Annotated in this window: 12 protein-coding genes; 4 read left to right on the top strand and 8 right to left on the bottom strand. The window is 70.8% G+C overall.

Annotated elements, in window-relative coordinates; all coding sequences use genetic code 11:
* Positions 1 to 37: 37 nt before the first annotated feature.
* From BM070_RS02790 to mnmG, 3 genes are all read right to left on the bottom strand, one after another.
* The gene (locus BM070_RS02790; protein ID WP_092937382.1) at positions 38 to 835 is read right to left on the bottom strand and encodes a ParA family protein; all 798 of its coding nucleotides are present in this window, start codon (positions 833 to 835) and stop codon (positions 38 to 40) included.
* A gap of 106 nt (positions 836 to 941) precedes the next feature.
* A complete protein-coding gene (gene rsmG / locus BM070_RS02785) occupies positions 942 to 1,634 on the bottom strand; it encodes a 16S rRNA (guanine(527)-N(7))-methyltransferase RsmG (protein WP_092937380.1) in 693 nt (230 codons plus the stop codon).
* The gene (gene mnmG / locus BM070_RS02780; protein WP_092937379.1) at positions 1,631 to 3,631 is read right to left on the bottom strand and encodes a tRNA uridine-5-carboxymethylaminomethyl(34) synthesis enzyme MnmG; all 2,001 of its coding nucleotides are present in this window, start codon (positions 3,629 to 3,631) and stop codon (positions 1,631 to 1,633) included. Before mnmG ends, rsmG begins: the two co-directional genes overlap by 4 nt.
* Positions 3,632 to 4,012: 381 nt before the next feature.
* Between mnmG and BM070_RS02775 the strand changes: the two genes are divergently transcribed.
* Together BM070_RS02775 and gstA are read left to right on the top strand one after the other, a co-directional pair.
* Entirely contained in the window at positions 4,013 to 4,429 is a 417-nt protein-coding gene (locus BM070_RS02775; RefSeq protein WP_092937377.1) for a BLUF domain-containing protein, read from the top strand.
* 156 nt (positions 4,430 to 4,585) lie between these two features.
* A complete protein-coding gene (gstA, locus tag BM070_RS02770; RefSeq protein WP_092937375.1) occupies positions 4,586 to 5,194 on the top strand; it encodes a glutathione transferase GstA in 609 nt (202 codons plus the stop codon).
* A 51-nt stretch (positions 5,195 to 5,245) separates the two neighbouring features.
* Here the strand turns inward: gstA and BM070_RS02765 are convergent, their stop codons facing one another.
* From BM070_RS02765 to tauA, 3 genes are read right to left on the bottom strand one after another with little or no spacing between them, the layout of a single operon-like run.
* Positions 5,246 to 6,133 carry an ABC transporter permease subunit gene (locus BM070_RS02765; RefSeq protein ID WP_092937373.1) on the bottom strand — a complete coding sequence of 296 codons (888 nt, stop codon included), beginning with the start codon at positions 6,131 to 6,133 and terminating at the stop codon, positions 5,246 to 5,248.
* A complete protein-coding gene (locus BM070_RS02760; RefSeq protein WP_434803158.1) occupies positions 6,126 to 6,965 on the bottom strand; it encodes a taurine ABC transporter ATP-binding protein in 840 nt (279 codons plus the stop codon). Before BM070_RS02760 ends, BM070_RS02765 begins: the two co-directional genes overlap by 8 nt.
* On the bottom strand, positions 6,955 to 8,013 hold the full coding sequence (tauA, locus tag BM070_RS02755; RefSeq protein WP_092937371.1) for a taurine ABC transporter substrate-binding protein: 1,059 nt from the start codon (positions 8,011 to 8,013) through the stop codon (positions 6,955 to 6,957). Before tauA ends, BM070_RS02760 begins: the two co-directional genes overlap by 11 nt.
* Positions 8,014 to 8,334: 321 nt before the next feature.
* Between tauA and BM070_RS02750 the strand changes: the two genes are divergently transcribed.
* Positions 8,335 to 9,468, top strand: a complete 1,134-nt coding sequence (locus tag BM070_RS02750) for an alkene reductase (RefSeq protein ID WP_092937369.1) — start codon at positions 8,335 to 8,337, stop codon at positions 9,466 to 9,468.
* Positions 9,469 to 9,670: 202 nt separating this feature from the next.
* Here the strand turns inward: BM070_RS02750 and BM070_RS02745 are convergent, their stop codons facing one another.
* Positions 9,671 to 11,167: a sensor histidine kinase gene (locus BM070_RS02745; RefSeq protein ID WP_092937367.1), complete on the bottom strand. Its 1,497-nt coding sequence runs from the start codon at positions 11,165 to 11,167 to the stop codon at positions 9,671 to 9,673.
* A complete protein-coding gene (locus tag BM070_RS02740; RefSeq protein WP_092937365.1) occupies positions 11,164 to 11,850 on the bottom strand; it encodes a response regulator transcription factor in 687 nt (228 codons plus the stop codon). The genes BM070_RS02745 and BM070_RS02740 overlap by 4 nt, the downstream gene beginning before the upstream one ends.
* A 149-nt stretch (positions 11,851 to 11,999) precedes the next feature.
* Here BM070_RS02740 and BM070_RS02735 point away from each other — a divergent pair, with 149 nt between their 5' ends.
* Positions 12,000 to 13,403, top strand: a complete 1,404-nt coding sequence (locus BM070_RS02735) for a TolC family protein (protein ID WP_175518400.1) — start codon at positions 12,000 to 12,002, stop codon at positions 13,401 to 13,403.
* Positions 13,404 to 13,440: the final 37 nt, after the last annotated feature.

Genomic DNA, 13,440 nt, shown 5'->3' with positions numbered 1-13,440 from the left:
GGTTGCTCTGCTTTTGATAGCTATATGCGCAAGGGGGTCAAGCGCTGGCGGCCGGTTTGGGCGCCAAGCCCTCCTGCACGCGGCGCACCATCTCGCGGGCGAATTCGACGAAGGCCACGCTGCCGCGCGCCTGCGGGTCGAACACCACGCCGGGCAGGCCGTAGCTGGGCGCTTCGGCCAGGCGCACGTTGCGGGGGATGACGGTGTCGAACACCTTGTCGCCGAAATGGTCCTTGAGCTGGGCGCTGACCTGGGCCTGCAGCGTGATGCGCGGATCGAACATCACGCGCAAGAGGCCGATGATCTGCAGGTCGCGGTTGAGGTTGGCATGCACCTGCTTGATGGTGTTGACCAGGTCGGTGAGGCCTTCGAGCGCGAAGTATTCGCACTGCATGGGCACGATCACGCCGTGCGCGCTGCAGAGGCCGTTGAGCGTGAGCATGGACAGGCTGGGCGGGCAGTCGATGAGCACGAAGTCGTAGTCGGCATCGACCTCGGCGAGCGCGGCTTTCAGGCGGCGTTCGCGCTGGTCCAGCGTGACGAGCTCGACCTCGGCGCCGGCCAGCTCGCGGTTGGCGCCCAGCACTTGGTAGCCGCACTGTTCGGCGGCGACGGCGGCTTCCTTGATGGAGGCGGATTCGAGCAGCACGTCATAGACGCTCAGCTCCAGCGCGCGCTTGTCCACGCCCGAGCCCATGGTGGCGTTGCCCTGCGGGTCCAGATCGACCAGCAGCACGCGCTGGCCGATCTGGGCCAGGCCGGCGGCCAGGTTGACGGTGGTGGTCGTCTTGCCGACGCCGCCCTTTTGGTTGGCGATGCAAAAAATCTGGGCCATGGCTACGGTTGCCTCTGCGTTGGACGGACTGTGGAAAGGAGGGCGAGTGTATGCGACTGGCCTTGCGGATTCCGTGGCAAGCGGCGATGCGGGCGGCGGGGCCGCGTCACGCTGCGGTGGCGCGCTGCATCCAGACGATGCAGCGCTCGGCGTCCAGGCCGGGCACGGCCAGCGGTTCCACATGGGATACCGACACGCCCGCGGGCAGCGCGGCGATCTCGTCGGCCGGGTGCTTGCCCTTCATGGCGAGCCAGGTGCCGCTCTGTTTCAGTGCGCCGTTGGACCAGGTGGTGAAGTCCGGCAGCGAGGCGAAGGCGCGGCAGCTGACCACGTCGTAGGGCTGGGCCAGCGTCTCGACCCGCGCATGCAGGCCGTGCAGATGCGGCAGGCGCAGCGTGGCTGCGGTCTGCTGGATGAAGGCGGCCTTCTTGGCGACCGTGTCCACGCAGCTCACGTCGAGCGTGGGGCAGCAGATGGCGAACACCACGCCGGGCAGTCCGCCGCCCGAGCCCACGTCCAGCAGGCGCTGCGTGGCAGCTGCACCGCCCTGCTCCGCCTCGGCGGCCAGATGGCGCTGCAGCGGCGGCACGGCGGCCAGGCTGTCGAGCAGGTGGTGCGTGAGCATCTCCTGCGGGTCGCGCACGGCGGTGAGGTTATAGACCTTGTTCCACTTCTGCAGCAGCGCGAGGAAGTCCAGCAGCTGTTGCTGCTGCGCGTCCGACAGCGTGAGGCCCAGGGCTTCGATGCCGCGCTGCAGCGGCTGCAGCAAGGGATTGTGGGGTGCGGCCGTGGTGCTCATGCCGATGCTTCCGTCTCTGCGGTGGTTGCGGCGGCGGCAGCAGCGGCCTGCGGCTGCTGTGCGAAGCCCTTGAAGCCGCCCTTCTTCAGATGCACCAGCAGCAGCGAGATGGCGGCCGGCGTGACGCCGGAGATGCGCGAGGCCTGGCCCAGCGTCTCGGGCCGGTGCTTCTGCAGCTTCTGCCGCACTTCGATGGAGAGCGCGGGCACCTGCAGATAGTCCAGCGCCTCGGGCAGGCGCAGGGTTTCGTAATAGGCGGCGCGCTGCACCTCGTCGTTCTGTCGGTCGATGTAGCCGGAATACTTGGCGGAGATTTCCACCTGCTCGATCACGGCGGCGCTCAGCTCGCCCAACGTTTCACGTGAAACATCGGCCGAGCGGTACTTGCCGCCGTCCAGGCTCACCAGCTGCTCGTAGGGCACATCGGGGCGGCGCAGCAACTCGAAGAGGTTGTATTCGTGTTCGATGGCCTTGCCCAGCACGCGGGCCGATTCGGCGGCGGGCAGGTTGCGCGGGTTCACCCAGGTGCTCTTGAGGCGCTCTGTTTCACGTGAAACAGCGTCGCGCTTGCGGCTGAAGGCGTCCCAGCGGGCATCGTCCACCAGGCCCATGCGGCGCCCTGCTTCGGTCAGGCGCATGTCGGCGTTGTCTTCGCGCAGCTGCAGGCGGAATTCGGCGCGGCTGGTGAACATGCGGTAGGGCTCGGTCACGCCCTTGGTGATGAGGTCGTCCACCAGCACGCCCAGGTAGGCTTCGTCGCGGCGCGGCAGCCAGGCTTCTTCGCCACGGCACTGCAGTGCGGCGTTGATGCCCGCGAACAGGCCTTGCGCTGCGGCTTCCTCGTAGCCCGTGGTGCCGTTGATCTGGCCGGCGAAGAAGAGGCCCTGGATCTGGCGCGTCTCGAAGCTGCTCTTGAGCGAGCGCGGGTCGAAGTAGTCGTATTCGATGGCGTAGCCCGGGCGCAGGATGTGGGCGTTCTCCAGGCCGCGCATGGAGCGGACCAGGTCGTACTGCACGTCGAACGGCAGGCTGGTGGAGATGCCGTTGGGGTAGAACTCGTGGGTGGTGAGACCCTCGGGTTCCAGGAAGATCTGGTGGCTGTCCTTGTCGGCGAAGCGGTTGATCTTGTCTTCCACGCTGGGGCAGTAGCGCGGGCCCACGCCCTCGATCTTGCCGGTGAACATGGGGCTGCGGTCGAAGCCGGAGCGGATGATCTCGTGCGTGCGCTCGTTGGTGTGCGTGACCCAGCACGGCACCTGGCGCGGGTGCATGGCAGCGTTGCCCATGAAGCTGAACACGGGCACCGTGCCCTCGTTCACGCCGCCGGGCATGCCGTCGCCGGGCTGCTCTTCGAGCTGGCTGAAGTCGATGCTGCGGCCGTCGATGCGCGGCGGCGTGCCGGTCTTCAGGCGCCCTTGCGGCAGCTGCAGTTCCTTGAGGCGCGCCGACAGGCTCACGGCCGGCGGGTCGCCCGCGCGGCCTGCGGAATAGTTGTTCAGGCCGACGTGGATCTTGCCGTCCAGGAAGGTGCCGGCCGTCAGCACCACGGTGCGCGAGCGGAAGGCGATGCCCACCTGCGTGACGGCGCCCACCACGCGGTCGCCCTCCACCATCAGGTCATCGACGGCCTGCTGGAACAGCCACAGGTTGGGCTGGTTCTCCAGCATGCGGCGGATGGCAGCCTTGTAGAGCACGCGGTCGGCCTGCGCTCGGGTGGCGCGCACGGCCGGGCCCTTGGAGCTGTTGAGCGTGCGGAACTGGATGCCGCCTTCGTCGGTGGCCAGCGCCATGGCGCCGCCCAGCGCATCGACTTCCTTGACCAGATGGCCCTTGCCGATGCCGCCGATGCTGGGGTTGCAGCTCATCTGCCCCAGCGTCTCGATGTTGTGCGTCAGCAGCAAGGTCTTGCTGCCCATGCGTGCGGCGGCGAGCGCGGCCTCGGTGCCGGCATGGCCGCCACCGACGACGATGACATCGAATTCCTGGGGGTACAACATGGTGCTTCACTCTCCGGGCCGGTGGATGCGGCCCTCACAAACCTAAGGGGAACCGGCAATTTTCCCACGCTGGGCCTTTTCTGTCGCTGGTGGGGCCGGCCTGTGGTGTTTCACGTGAAACATCCGGTGCTTGTGTGGCCCCAATGGGCGCCGCAGAACGCTCCGGGCGGCGGTGGGCGCCACGACAATTTGTTGCAACGACTGACACCCCGCTGGCGCTGGCGTTGTTCACAGGCCAACCCGCGCAGCGCATGCGCCTGCCGCTATGAAATGGGGAGCGACGGGGTTTCTGGGCTCGGGCAGTAGTCCTACAGCGACGCGGAATCCTGCGAACATGGAGGCCGCGGCCGTTCGCAAGAGCTTCCTTTTCCCGTCCCTCGCATGTCCCAGCTCTCGCTTTCGCAATTCCTCTATACCAGCATGCTGCAGCCTGGCGAGCCCGCCACGGCCGTAGCCGCCATCATCCGCCATGCGCGTGCGACCAATGCCGTGCAGGGTCTTTCGGGGGTGCTGGTGTTCGACGGGCAGTCGTTCTGCCAGTACGTGGAAGGGCCCGTCCAGGCCGTCGATGCCCTGCTGGCACGCCTGCCGCAGGACCCCCGCCATACCGACTTCACGTTGCACCACTACGGCCCGCTGCGCGACGGCCGGCGGTTCCGCCAATGGACCATGGCCTATGCGCTGGCCAGCGACATCGTCTTGCTGGATCGGCTGCGGCCGCTGCGCGGGCCCGAGGCCCTCGATGCGCTCCAGGCCATGCTGCCCGAGCTGGACTTCGGCCCCTCCCAGCCGGGCTGAGCTGGGGCCAAGGCTCTCTCAGTCCGCCGCCAGCACGCGGGCGGGCTTCGCGCTAGCATGCAGTGCTGTCCCCTGAGGCCTGCTCCAGGCGGGGTGGCGCGCAGCGCCGCCCCTTTCCACGCCCCTCCCCGTTCAACCCTTTATTCAGGTCATTCCATGAAGCTCTACTACAGTCCCGGTGCCTGCTCCCTGTCTCCCCATATCGCGCTGCAGGAGGCCGGCCTCGCCTTCACGCCCGTGCTGGTGAGCACCAAGAGCCACAAGCTGCAGGACGGCTCGGACTTCTACGAGATCAACCCGCTGGGCTACGTGCCCGTGCTGGAGCTGGACGACGGCAGCCGCCTGCGCGAAGGCCCGGCCATCGTGCAATACATCGCCGATCAGGCCCCGCACAAGAACCTGGCGCCGGCCAACGGCACGCTGGGCCGCTACCGCCTGCAGGAATGGCTGAACTTCATCAGCACCGAACTGCACAAGGGCTTCAGCCCCCTCTTCAACCCGGCCACGCCCGACGCTTACAAGACCATCGCCCGCGACAAGCTGCTGCAGCGCATGCAGTGGATGGACAGCCAGCTCGAAGGCAAGGAATGGCTGCTGGGCGAACACTTCTCGGTCGCCGACGGCTATCTGTTCACCGTCTGCAACTGGGGCCGCCTGGTGGCGGTGGACCTCTCGGGCCTGCAGCACCTGCAGGCCTACCTGGCCCGCGTGGGCGCCCGCCCCGGCGTGCAGGCCGCGCTCAAGGCCGAAGGCCTGCTGAAGTAAGGCGTCAGACAGGAAGAGCGGCGTTGGCAGGAAGGCGCGGCGGCCCGCTGCTCAGCCGCGTCCCTTCCAGGGCACGAGGCGCGCCTCGGCCCAGCGCATGCCCAGGTCGAACGTCCAGGCCACCAGGCCGATCACCAGGATGCCGGCCACCACCAGGTCGGTGCGCAGGAAGTTCGAGGCATTGAGCACCATCTGCCCGATGCCCACCGTGGCCGCCACCATTTCGGCGGCCACCAGCGTAGTCCAGCCGAAGCCGATGGCGATGCGCAGGCCCACCAGGATCTCCGGCAGCGCAGCCGGCACGATCACATGGCGCACCAGCTGCCAGCGGCTCGCGCCTAGCGACAGGGCGGCGTTGATCTGCTCCACGCTGGCGCTGCGCACCCCGGCGCGGGCCGCCAGTGCGATGGGCGCGAAGCAGGCCAGGTAGATCAGCAGGATCTTGGCCGTCTCGTCGATGCCGAACCAGATCACGATCAGCGGCAGATAGGCCAGCGGCGGCAGCGGGCGGTAGAACTCGATGGCCGGGTCGAACACGCCGCGCGCCACCCGGTTCACCCCCATGGCGATGCCGATGGGCACGGCGGTGACGGCGGCCAGCGCGAAGGCGCCGAACACGCGGATGGCGCTCCACTCCAGATGCATCCAGAGCGGCTCGCCGCCCTGGATGCGGCCGGCCCAGGCGTCGCCCAGGGCCTGCAGCACCGCGCCGGGCGCCGGCAGAAAGAGCGGCTTGACCCATTGCAGCTCGGTCGCCAGCCACCACAGCAGCACCAGCGCGGCGATGCTGGCCGCGCTCAGGGCCCGGCTGTCGCCCTGGCCGGGCAGCCGGAACGGGGCGACGGCGGGCAGCGGCTGCGGGCCTGCGGGCTGGGCCCCGATTGCAGCATGGGCCGGGCGCGGTGCCGGCAGCGGCGTGGTCAAGGCGTGGTCAGACATGGGTGTGCTCCGGTTCGCGGGTGCGGCTGTGCGCCACCTCGTCCAGCACCCGCTCGCGCCAGGCGATGAATTCGGCGGCGGATTTCACGCTGCGTGCGGGCTGGCCCTGCAGGAAGGACTGGTTGAAGCCCAGCGCATGCTCGTGGGCGATGCGGCCCGGGCGCGGCGCCATCACGACCAGGCGCGAGGCGAGGAACAGCGCCTCCTCCACGTCGTGGGTGATGAAGAAGATGGTCTTGCCGGTGCCCTGCCAGAGCTGCAGCACCAGCTGCTGCAGCGATTCGCGGGTGAAGGCGTCCAGCGCGCTGAAGGGTTCGTCCATCAGCAGCACCTGCGGGTCGCTGGCCAGGGCCCGGGCGATGCCCACGCGCTGCTGCATGCCGCCCGAGAGCTGCCACACGGGCGCGTGCGCGAAAGATTCCAGCCCGACCTGCGCCAGCCGCTCGCCGGCCAGCCGCTGCCGTGTTTCACGTGAAACACCGCGCAGGCGCAGCCCCAGGGCCACGTTGTCGATCACGTTGAGCCAGGGCATGAGGGCATGCTTCTGGAACACCACGCCGCGTTCGGCGCCAGGCCCCGTGATGGGCTCGCCATCCAGCGCGATGCTGCCGGCCGAGGGTGCGGTGAAGCCGGCCATGCAATTGAGCAAGGTGGTCTTGCCGCAGCCGGAGGCGCCCAGCGCCACCACCAGCTCGCCGCCGGCGATGTCGAGATGGACGCCCTGCAGCGCGGGCTGCTCGGTGCCGGCATAGCGCACGCTCAGGCCCCGCACGGCCAGACGGCCCGGGGCGGCGGTACCGGTGGGCGTGCCGGGTTCAGGTTCAGCGCGCACGTTGCACCCAGGTGGGGTTCACGCCCACGGAATAGTCGGGCAGCACGGACTGGACCGTGCCCTGCTCTTTCAGGAAGGCGGCGGTGGCGGCCAGCGAGCGCGCCACGACCGAATCCTTGCCACCGCCCAGCCATTTCGGGCCGGCCTGCTCGGCGGGCGGCACGAAGGCATAGAGCGCCAGGCTGGCGGGCACCGTCTGCGCCTCGGCGCCGGACCACTTGGCCACCGCACGCACCGGCGCCGAATCGGCCGTCCAGCTGGCGGCGTGGGCGGTATAGGCCTTGTCGGCATCGGCCAGCACCTGCACGAACTGGGTGAGGAAGGCGTCGTTGTCGCGGGCGAAGTCCTTGCCCACGGCCAGCGCGTCGAAGGTGGCCTTGCCGGTCTTGGCGGCGATCTGGCCCGAGGTGACCAGCACCTTGCCGCTGTGCTTGACCTTGGCGAGCACCGGGTCCCAGACGAAGGTGGCGTCGATGTCGCCGCGCTCCCAGGCGGCCAGGATCTCGGGCGGGCGCAGGTTCACGATGCGCACGCTCTTCGTGTCCACGCCCGCGTCCTGCAGCGCCACCAGCGCATGGAAGTGGGTGGTGGAAACGAAGGGCAGGCCGATCTTCTTGCCCTTGAGATCCGCCAGCGTGGTCACGCCCGAACCGTTGCGCGCCACCAGCGCCTCGGCGTCGTTGATGTTGTCCAGCACCCAGAAGACCTCGATCGGCACGCCCTGCGAGAGCGCCGCCGCGATCGGCGCGGAGCCGGCCTCGCCGATCTGGATGGCGCCGGAGGCCAGCGCGCGCACCACCTCGGCCCCGCTGCCCAGCTTGCGGTAGCTGACCTTGTAGCCGGTGCGCTTCTCCAGCTCCTGGGTCTCCTGCGCCTGGCGCCAGGGCAGCACCATGTCCTGGTAGCCGATCACCACTTCCTTCTTGGCCTGGGCGGCGGCGGGGCCGGCCAGCAGCGCACCGGCCAGCAGCAGGGCCGTGCCCTGCAGGGCGCGGCGGCGGGAGAATGCGGTGGGGGGCACGGTGCGGGAGACGGGCTGGATGGGCATGGAGTGGGTTCCCTCGGGGTGGGTGAAGAGTCGTCGTTGTCTGCGAAGCAGGGAGCCGGGCGCGGAAAGGAGCGCGGGGATGTGGAGGTGTCCGCCAGGGCTGGCGGACCGGCGAATTCATTCTAGGAATCGCCCCCCATCCACCGAAGCGACACTTGCGCGCATGCTTATGCGGCCAACAGATAAGGACATGGCGCCGTCCCACGGCAGATTCGCGCCGATCGCGGTACTGTCTCTGCCTGCGCGAAACCGACGGGCCCGTGCGTACCCACCGGCCTGCCCCGCCCCTCTATCCCCATTCCGCTTTCAGGAGAACCACCGATGTCCCAGACGCTCTTCGATCCCATCCACGCCGGTGACCTGCACCTGGCCAACCGCATCGCCATGGCGCCGCTCACGCGCAACCGCTCGCCCGGCGCCGTGCCGCGCGACATCACCGCCACCTACTACGCCCAGCGCGCCAGCGCCGGCCTGCTGATCACCGAAGCCACCGCCATCAGCCACCAGGGCCAGGGCTATGCCGACGTGCCCGGCCTCTACGGCACCGAGCAGCTCGATGGCTGGAAGAAGGTGACCGCGGCCGTGCACGAAAAGGGCGGCAAGATCGTCACCCAGCTCTGGCATGTGGGCCGCATCTCGCACAACGACCTGCAGCCCGAAGGCGGCGCCCCGGTGGCGCCCTCGGCCATCGCCGCCAAGGCCAAGACCTACCTGATCGACAAGTCCACCGGCAAGGGCCATTTCGCGGCCACCTCCACCCCGCGCGCGCTGGACGCGGCCGAGCTGCCCGGCATCGTGCATGAATACGCCGCCGCCGCCCGCAACGCGGTGGAGACGGCCGGCTTCGACGGCGTGGAGATCCACGGCGCCAACGGCTATCTGCTAGACCAGTTCCTCAAGACCGGCGCCAACCAGCGCACCGACGACTACGGCGGCAGCATCGAGAACCGCGCCCGCCTGCTGCTGGAGGCGACCCGCGCCGTGGCCGACGCCATCGGCGGCGGCAAGGTGGGCATCCGCCTCTCGCCCGTCACGCCGGCCAACGACATCGTCGATGCCGACCCGCAGCCGCTCTTCGACTACGTGATCCGCCAGCTGGCGCCGCTGGGCCTGGCCTACGTCCACGTCATCGAAGGCTCCACCGGCGGCCCGCGCGAGCTGGAAGACCGTCCGTTCGACTACGAAGCGCTGAAGACCGCCTACCGCGAAGCCGGCGGCAAGGGCGCCTGGATGGTCAACAACGCCTACGACCGCGCCCTGGCGCTGGACGCCGTGGCCAGTGGCCGGGCCGACATCGTCGCCTTCGGCAAGGCCTTCATTTCCAACCCCGATCTGGTCGAGCGCCTGCGCCAGGACGCTCCGCTCAACGCCTGGGACCAGAGCACCTTCTACGGCGGCGGCGAGAAGGGCTACACCGACTACCCCACGCTGCAGCAGTCGAAGCAGCCCAGCTGACGGCATTGCGCGCCACGCGCGATGAGCGGGCCGGGCAGGCGACTGCCCGGCCTTTTTCATGGCCATTGTTCAGGTCGAATTGGCCTGTAGCCCTTGTGGATACTGGGGTGTATGCTATCGAATGAATAGCAATCGAGATGCGGCCAGCGCCAGCGCCAGCGCGCGCCGCAGCCCCCATCACTGCGATGAACGTGGTCTCCGCCTATCGCGGGCCATCGCCCCCCTCGCCCTCGCCGGCGGGCCGCAGCACCCACACCAGCCCGGCGCGCAGGCCCTGCCCGCCCGGCCCGGGGCCCAGCACCAGCCGCGTGCCCAGCAGCTCCGCATAGCGCGCCACGATGGCCAGGCCCAGGCCGGCGCCCTGCCCGAGGCGCTCGCCCTCGCGGCCCTGGGCCCAGCGCTGCATGAGGTCGGTGCGCTGGGCGTGGGAGATGCCCGTGCCGTTGTCGGCCACGGCCAGCGTCACGCTGCCCGGCACATCGGCGCCCTCGCCGCCGTGCAGGATCTCCACCGTGATGCGCGGCGGCGGCCCACCCTCGGGCGGGCGGCCGTAGCGCATGGCGTTGTCGATCAGGTTGTTCAGCACGCCCTCGATCAGCAGGGCCTGGCCCGGCACCGTTACCGGCTGGTCCAGCCCGCGCGCGCCCAGGTCCACGCCGGCCGCATCGGCGCGCGGCAGAAAGCGCAGCACGGCGTCGCGGGCCAGCTCGTCCAGGGCCACCGGCTCGGGCGCCACGGCGCTGCGCATCTCGTCGGCCAGCGCCAGGGCCAGCAGCTGGTCCACCAGATGGCTGGCGCGGGCCTCGCTCGCGGCCACGCCGGCCAGCTGTTCGTGCCACACGGCCGGGTCCTTGTGGGCCAGGCCATAGGCCGCCAGCGCGCGGATGCCGGCCAGCGGCGTGCGCAGCTCGTGCGCCACGTTGCCGGCGAATTCGCGCTGCGCCCGCACGCCCTGGGCGACGCGGCCCAGCAGGTCGTTCACGGCCGTGCCCAGGCGCTGCAGGTCGCGGGTGGAGGCCTCCACCGGGACCGGGGCCAGGTCGCGCGCATCGCGCCCCGACAGCTCCGCCTGGAAGGCCGCCAGCGGCTGCAGGTCGGCCTGGATGGCGCGGCGCAGCCACAGCGCCAGCGCGCCCAGCAGCAGCAGCTGCGAGACCACCGAATACAGCAGCACGCTGCGCAGGGTGACGCTGCGGGCATGCACCGTCTGCGCGGTGATGACCTCGAAGGGCTCGGGCTCGGCCACTTCCACCCGCACGGCGCGCAGGTCGCGCCCGCGGTGGTTGATGTCGGAAAAGCGGTAGGCGTCGCCCTCGCGCGGCGGCGGTGCGGGCAGGTAGGCATTGCCCGCCAGCAGGGTGCCGTCGGGCCGCAGCACCGCGAAATAGACCGTTTCCACCTGGTCGAACAGCACCGACTTGAGCTCGCGCGAGCTGAGCGCCAGGTCCAGCTTCCCGCCCTTGATGCGCACGTTGGCGGCGATGGTGTAGGCATCGTCGAGCAGCGCCCGGTCGAAGGCGCGCTGCGCGAAGCCGTTGGCCACCAGCACCGAGACGGCGGTGCCGGCGAACCAGGTGATCGCCAGCGGCGCCAGCACGTGGCGCAGCAGGCGGGTGCGCAGCGAGGGCGGCTGCGGCGCATCGGGCGTGGCCTTGCCGGCGGGCCGGGCGGGCGTCGCGGCGCCCTCCTCGCCGCTCATTCGGCCTCCAGCATGTAGCCCAGGCCGCGCAGCGTGCGGATGCCCGCGCCGCTACCCTGCAGCTTCTTGCGCAGGCGCGAGATGAAGGCCTCCAGCGCGTTGTCGCCCAGCATGCCGTCGAAGTCCGAGAGCTTGTCCGACAGGCTGCGCTTGCTCACCACGCGTCCGGGCGGCGTCATCAGCTCCCAGAGCACCTCGAACTCGCGCGCCGGCAGCTCGAAGGGCTGGCCGTGCAGCGTGAAGCGGCGCGCGCGCCGGTCCAGCTCCAGCGTGCCGGCGCTGGTGCGGTCGTCCGTGCCCTGCGTGCGGCGCACCAGGGCGCGCAGGCGCGCCTCCACCTCGTTGAGGTCGAAGGGCTTGCCCAGATAGTCGTCGGCGCCCGCGTCCAGGCCGGCGATGCGCTCCTCGGTGCGGTCGCGCGCGGTGAGCACCAGCACCGGCGTGCGATCGCCGCGCTTGCGGGCCGCGCGCAGCACGTCCAGGCCGCTGCCCACGGCGCTGCCGGGCGCGGCGCACTGCGGCAGGTTCAGGTCCAGCAGCACGGCGTCGAAGGGCTGCACCTTCCAGAAGTGGTCGGCCTCGGCCAGCGTGGCGGCCACGTCCACGCGGTGGCCCGCATCGGCCAGGCTGCGCTGCATCACGCCGCGCAGCACGGCATCGTCTTCGACTACGAGAATCCGCATGGGTGGTCAGGAGCTGGCAGGGAAAGAAAACAGGGGTGTGACAGGGTGGAACCCGCGGCGTGGCGCGGAAGCCGCATTGTGTCGCGCCTGCGGCCCGCCTGCCGGTTCAGGTCAGGCCGTGGTCAGGCTCGCGCGCCGATAAACGCGGCATGCTCTCCATCTTCCCTTCCCGTTCCCGCCGCCGCGGTGCGGCCGCCGTGCTGCGCCTCGCCGCCGGCCTGCTCGCCTGCGGCGGCGCTCTGCTGGCCGGGCCGCTGCCCGCCAGCGCGCAGGCCGCCGCCGCGCCCGCCGCTCCGCAACCCTCCGCTGCGCCCATCCCGGCCGCTCCTGCTCCCGCTCCCGCTGCGCGCCCTGCAGGCCTGACGCTGTCGCAGGCCCTGGCCGCCGCCCGCGAGAACAGCGACGTGCAGCAGGCCCGCCAGGAGCTGGCCGGGGCCCGTGCCGACGTGCTCAGCGCCGACCACGCGCCCCTGCCCAACCTGGTCACCAAGGCCGGCTCCATCGACCTGCAGCACGGCCCGGGCCCGGGCAACGTGTTCACGCGCAAGCGCATCGACAAGTCCATCGGCATCGACTGGACCTGGGAGCGCGGCGGCAAGCGCGCGCTGCGCAAGCAGGCCGCCGAAAGCGCCGCGAACGCGGCCGAGGCCGATGTGGAAGACACCCAGGTCCAGCAGCTGCAGATGGCGCTGTCGGCCTACTACGACCTGCTGGCCGCGCAGGACCGGCTGACCGAGGTGGGCGCCATCGAGCAGAGCCTGGCCGACGTGGCGCGCATGGCCGACCGCCGCGTGCAGGCGGGCGACCTCTCCGCGCAGGACGCCTCGCGCACCCGCATCGAGGCCGAGCGCGCCCGCGCCGAGACGCGCGCGGCCGAGCAGGCCCGTGACGACGCCGCGCTGGCCCTGGCCCAGGTCACGGGCCGCACCGGCAGCAGCCTGCAGGCCGTGGACACGCCCTGGCCCTCGCCCGCCGATGACAAGGCCCCCACCCCCGCCGACCTGGCCGCGCTGGCCGAGGGCCGCGCCGACGTGCGCGCCGCCCTGGCCCGCGCCCAGGCCGCCCAGGCCGCGCTGGACGGCGCCAACGCGCTGCGCAAGTCCGACTGGACGGTGGGCGCCTCCATCGACCACTTCCCCGGCACCTCCACCCGCCAGGTCGAACTGCGCCTGCAGATGCCGCTGCAGTGGGGCTACCAGTACCAGGGCGAGATCGGCCGCGCCCAGGCCGACTACGCCAAGGCGCAGGACGCGCTCGACAACACCCGCCGCCTGGCCGTGCTGGACCTGCAGCGCCTGCGCCAGACGCAGGACAACGCCGCCCGCCGCGCCGCCGACTACGACCAGGGCGTGCTGCCCCGCGCGCGCCAGGTGGCCGACAGCGCCGAGCTGGCCTACCGCAAGGGCGCCATCGCGCTGACCGACCTGCTCGACGCGCAGCGCACCCTGCGCGCCACGCTGCTGGACGCGCTCGCCGCCCGTGCCGACTACGCCAAGGCGCGCGGCGCCTGGCTGCTGCGCACGCGCCCGCAGGTGCTCACCAGCACGCCCTGACGGACGCACCCACCGTGAACGCCGCGCCACCGCCCGG

Origin of the sequence: Paracidovorax wautersii (genome assembly GCF_900113035.1) — a bacterium.
GTDB lineage: Bacteria > Pseudomonadota > Gammaproteobacteria > Burkholderiales > Burkholderiaceae_C > Paracidovorax > Paracidovorax wautersii.
The sequence above is the reverse complement of the archived record's forward strand: the minus strand, read 5'-3'. Positions and strand labels throughout refer to the sequence as shown.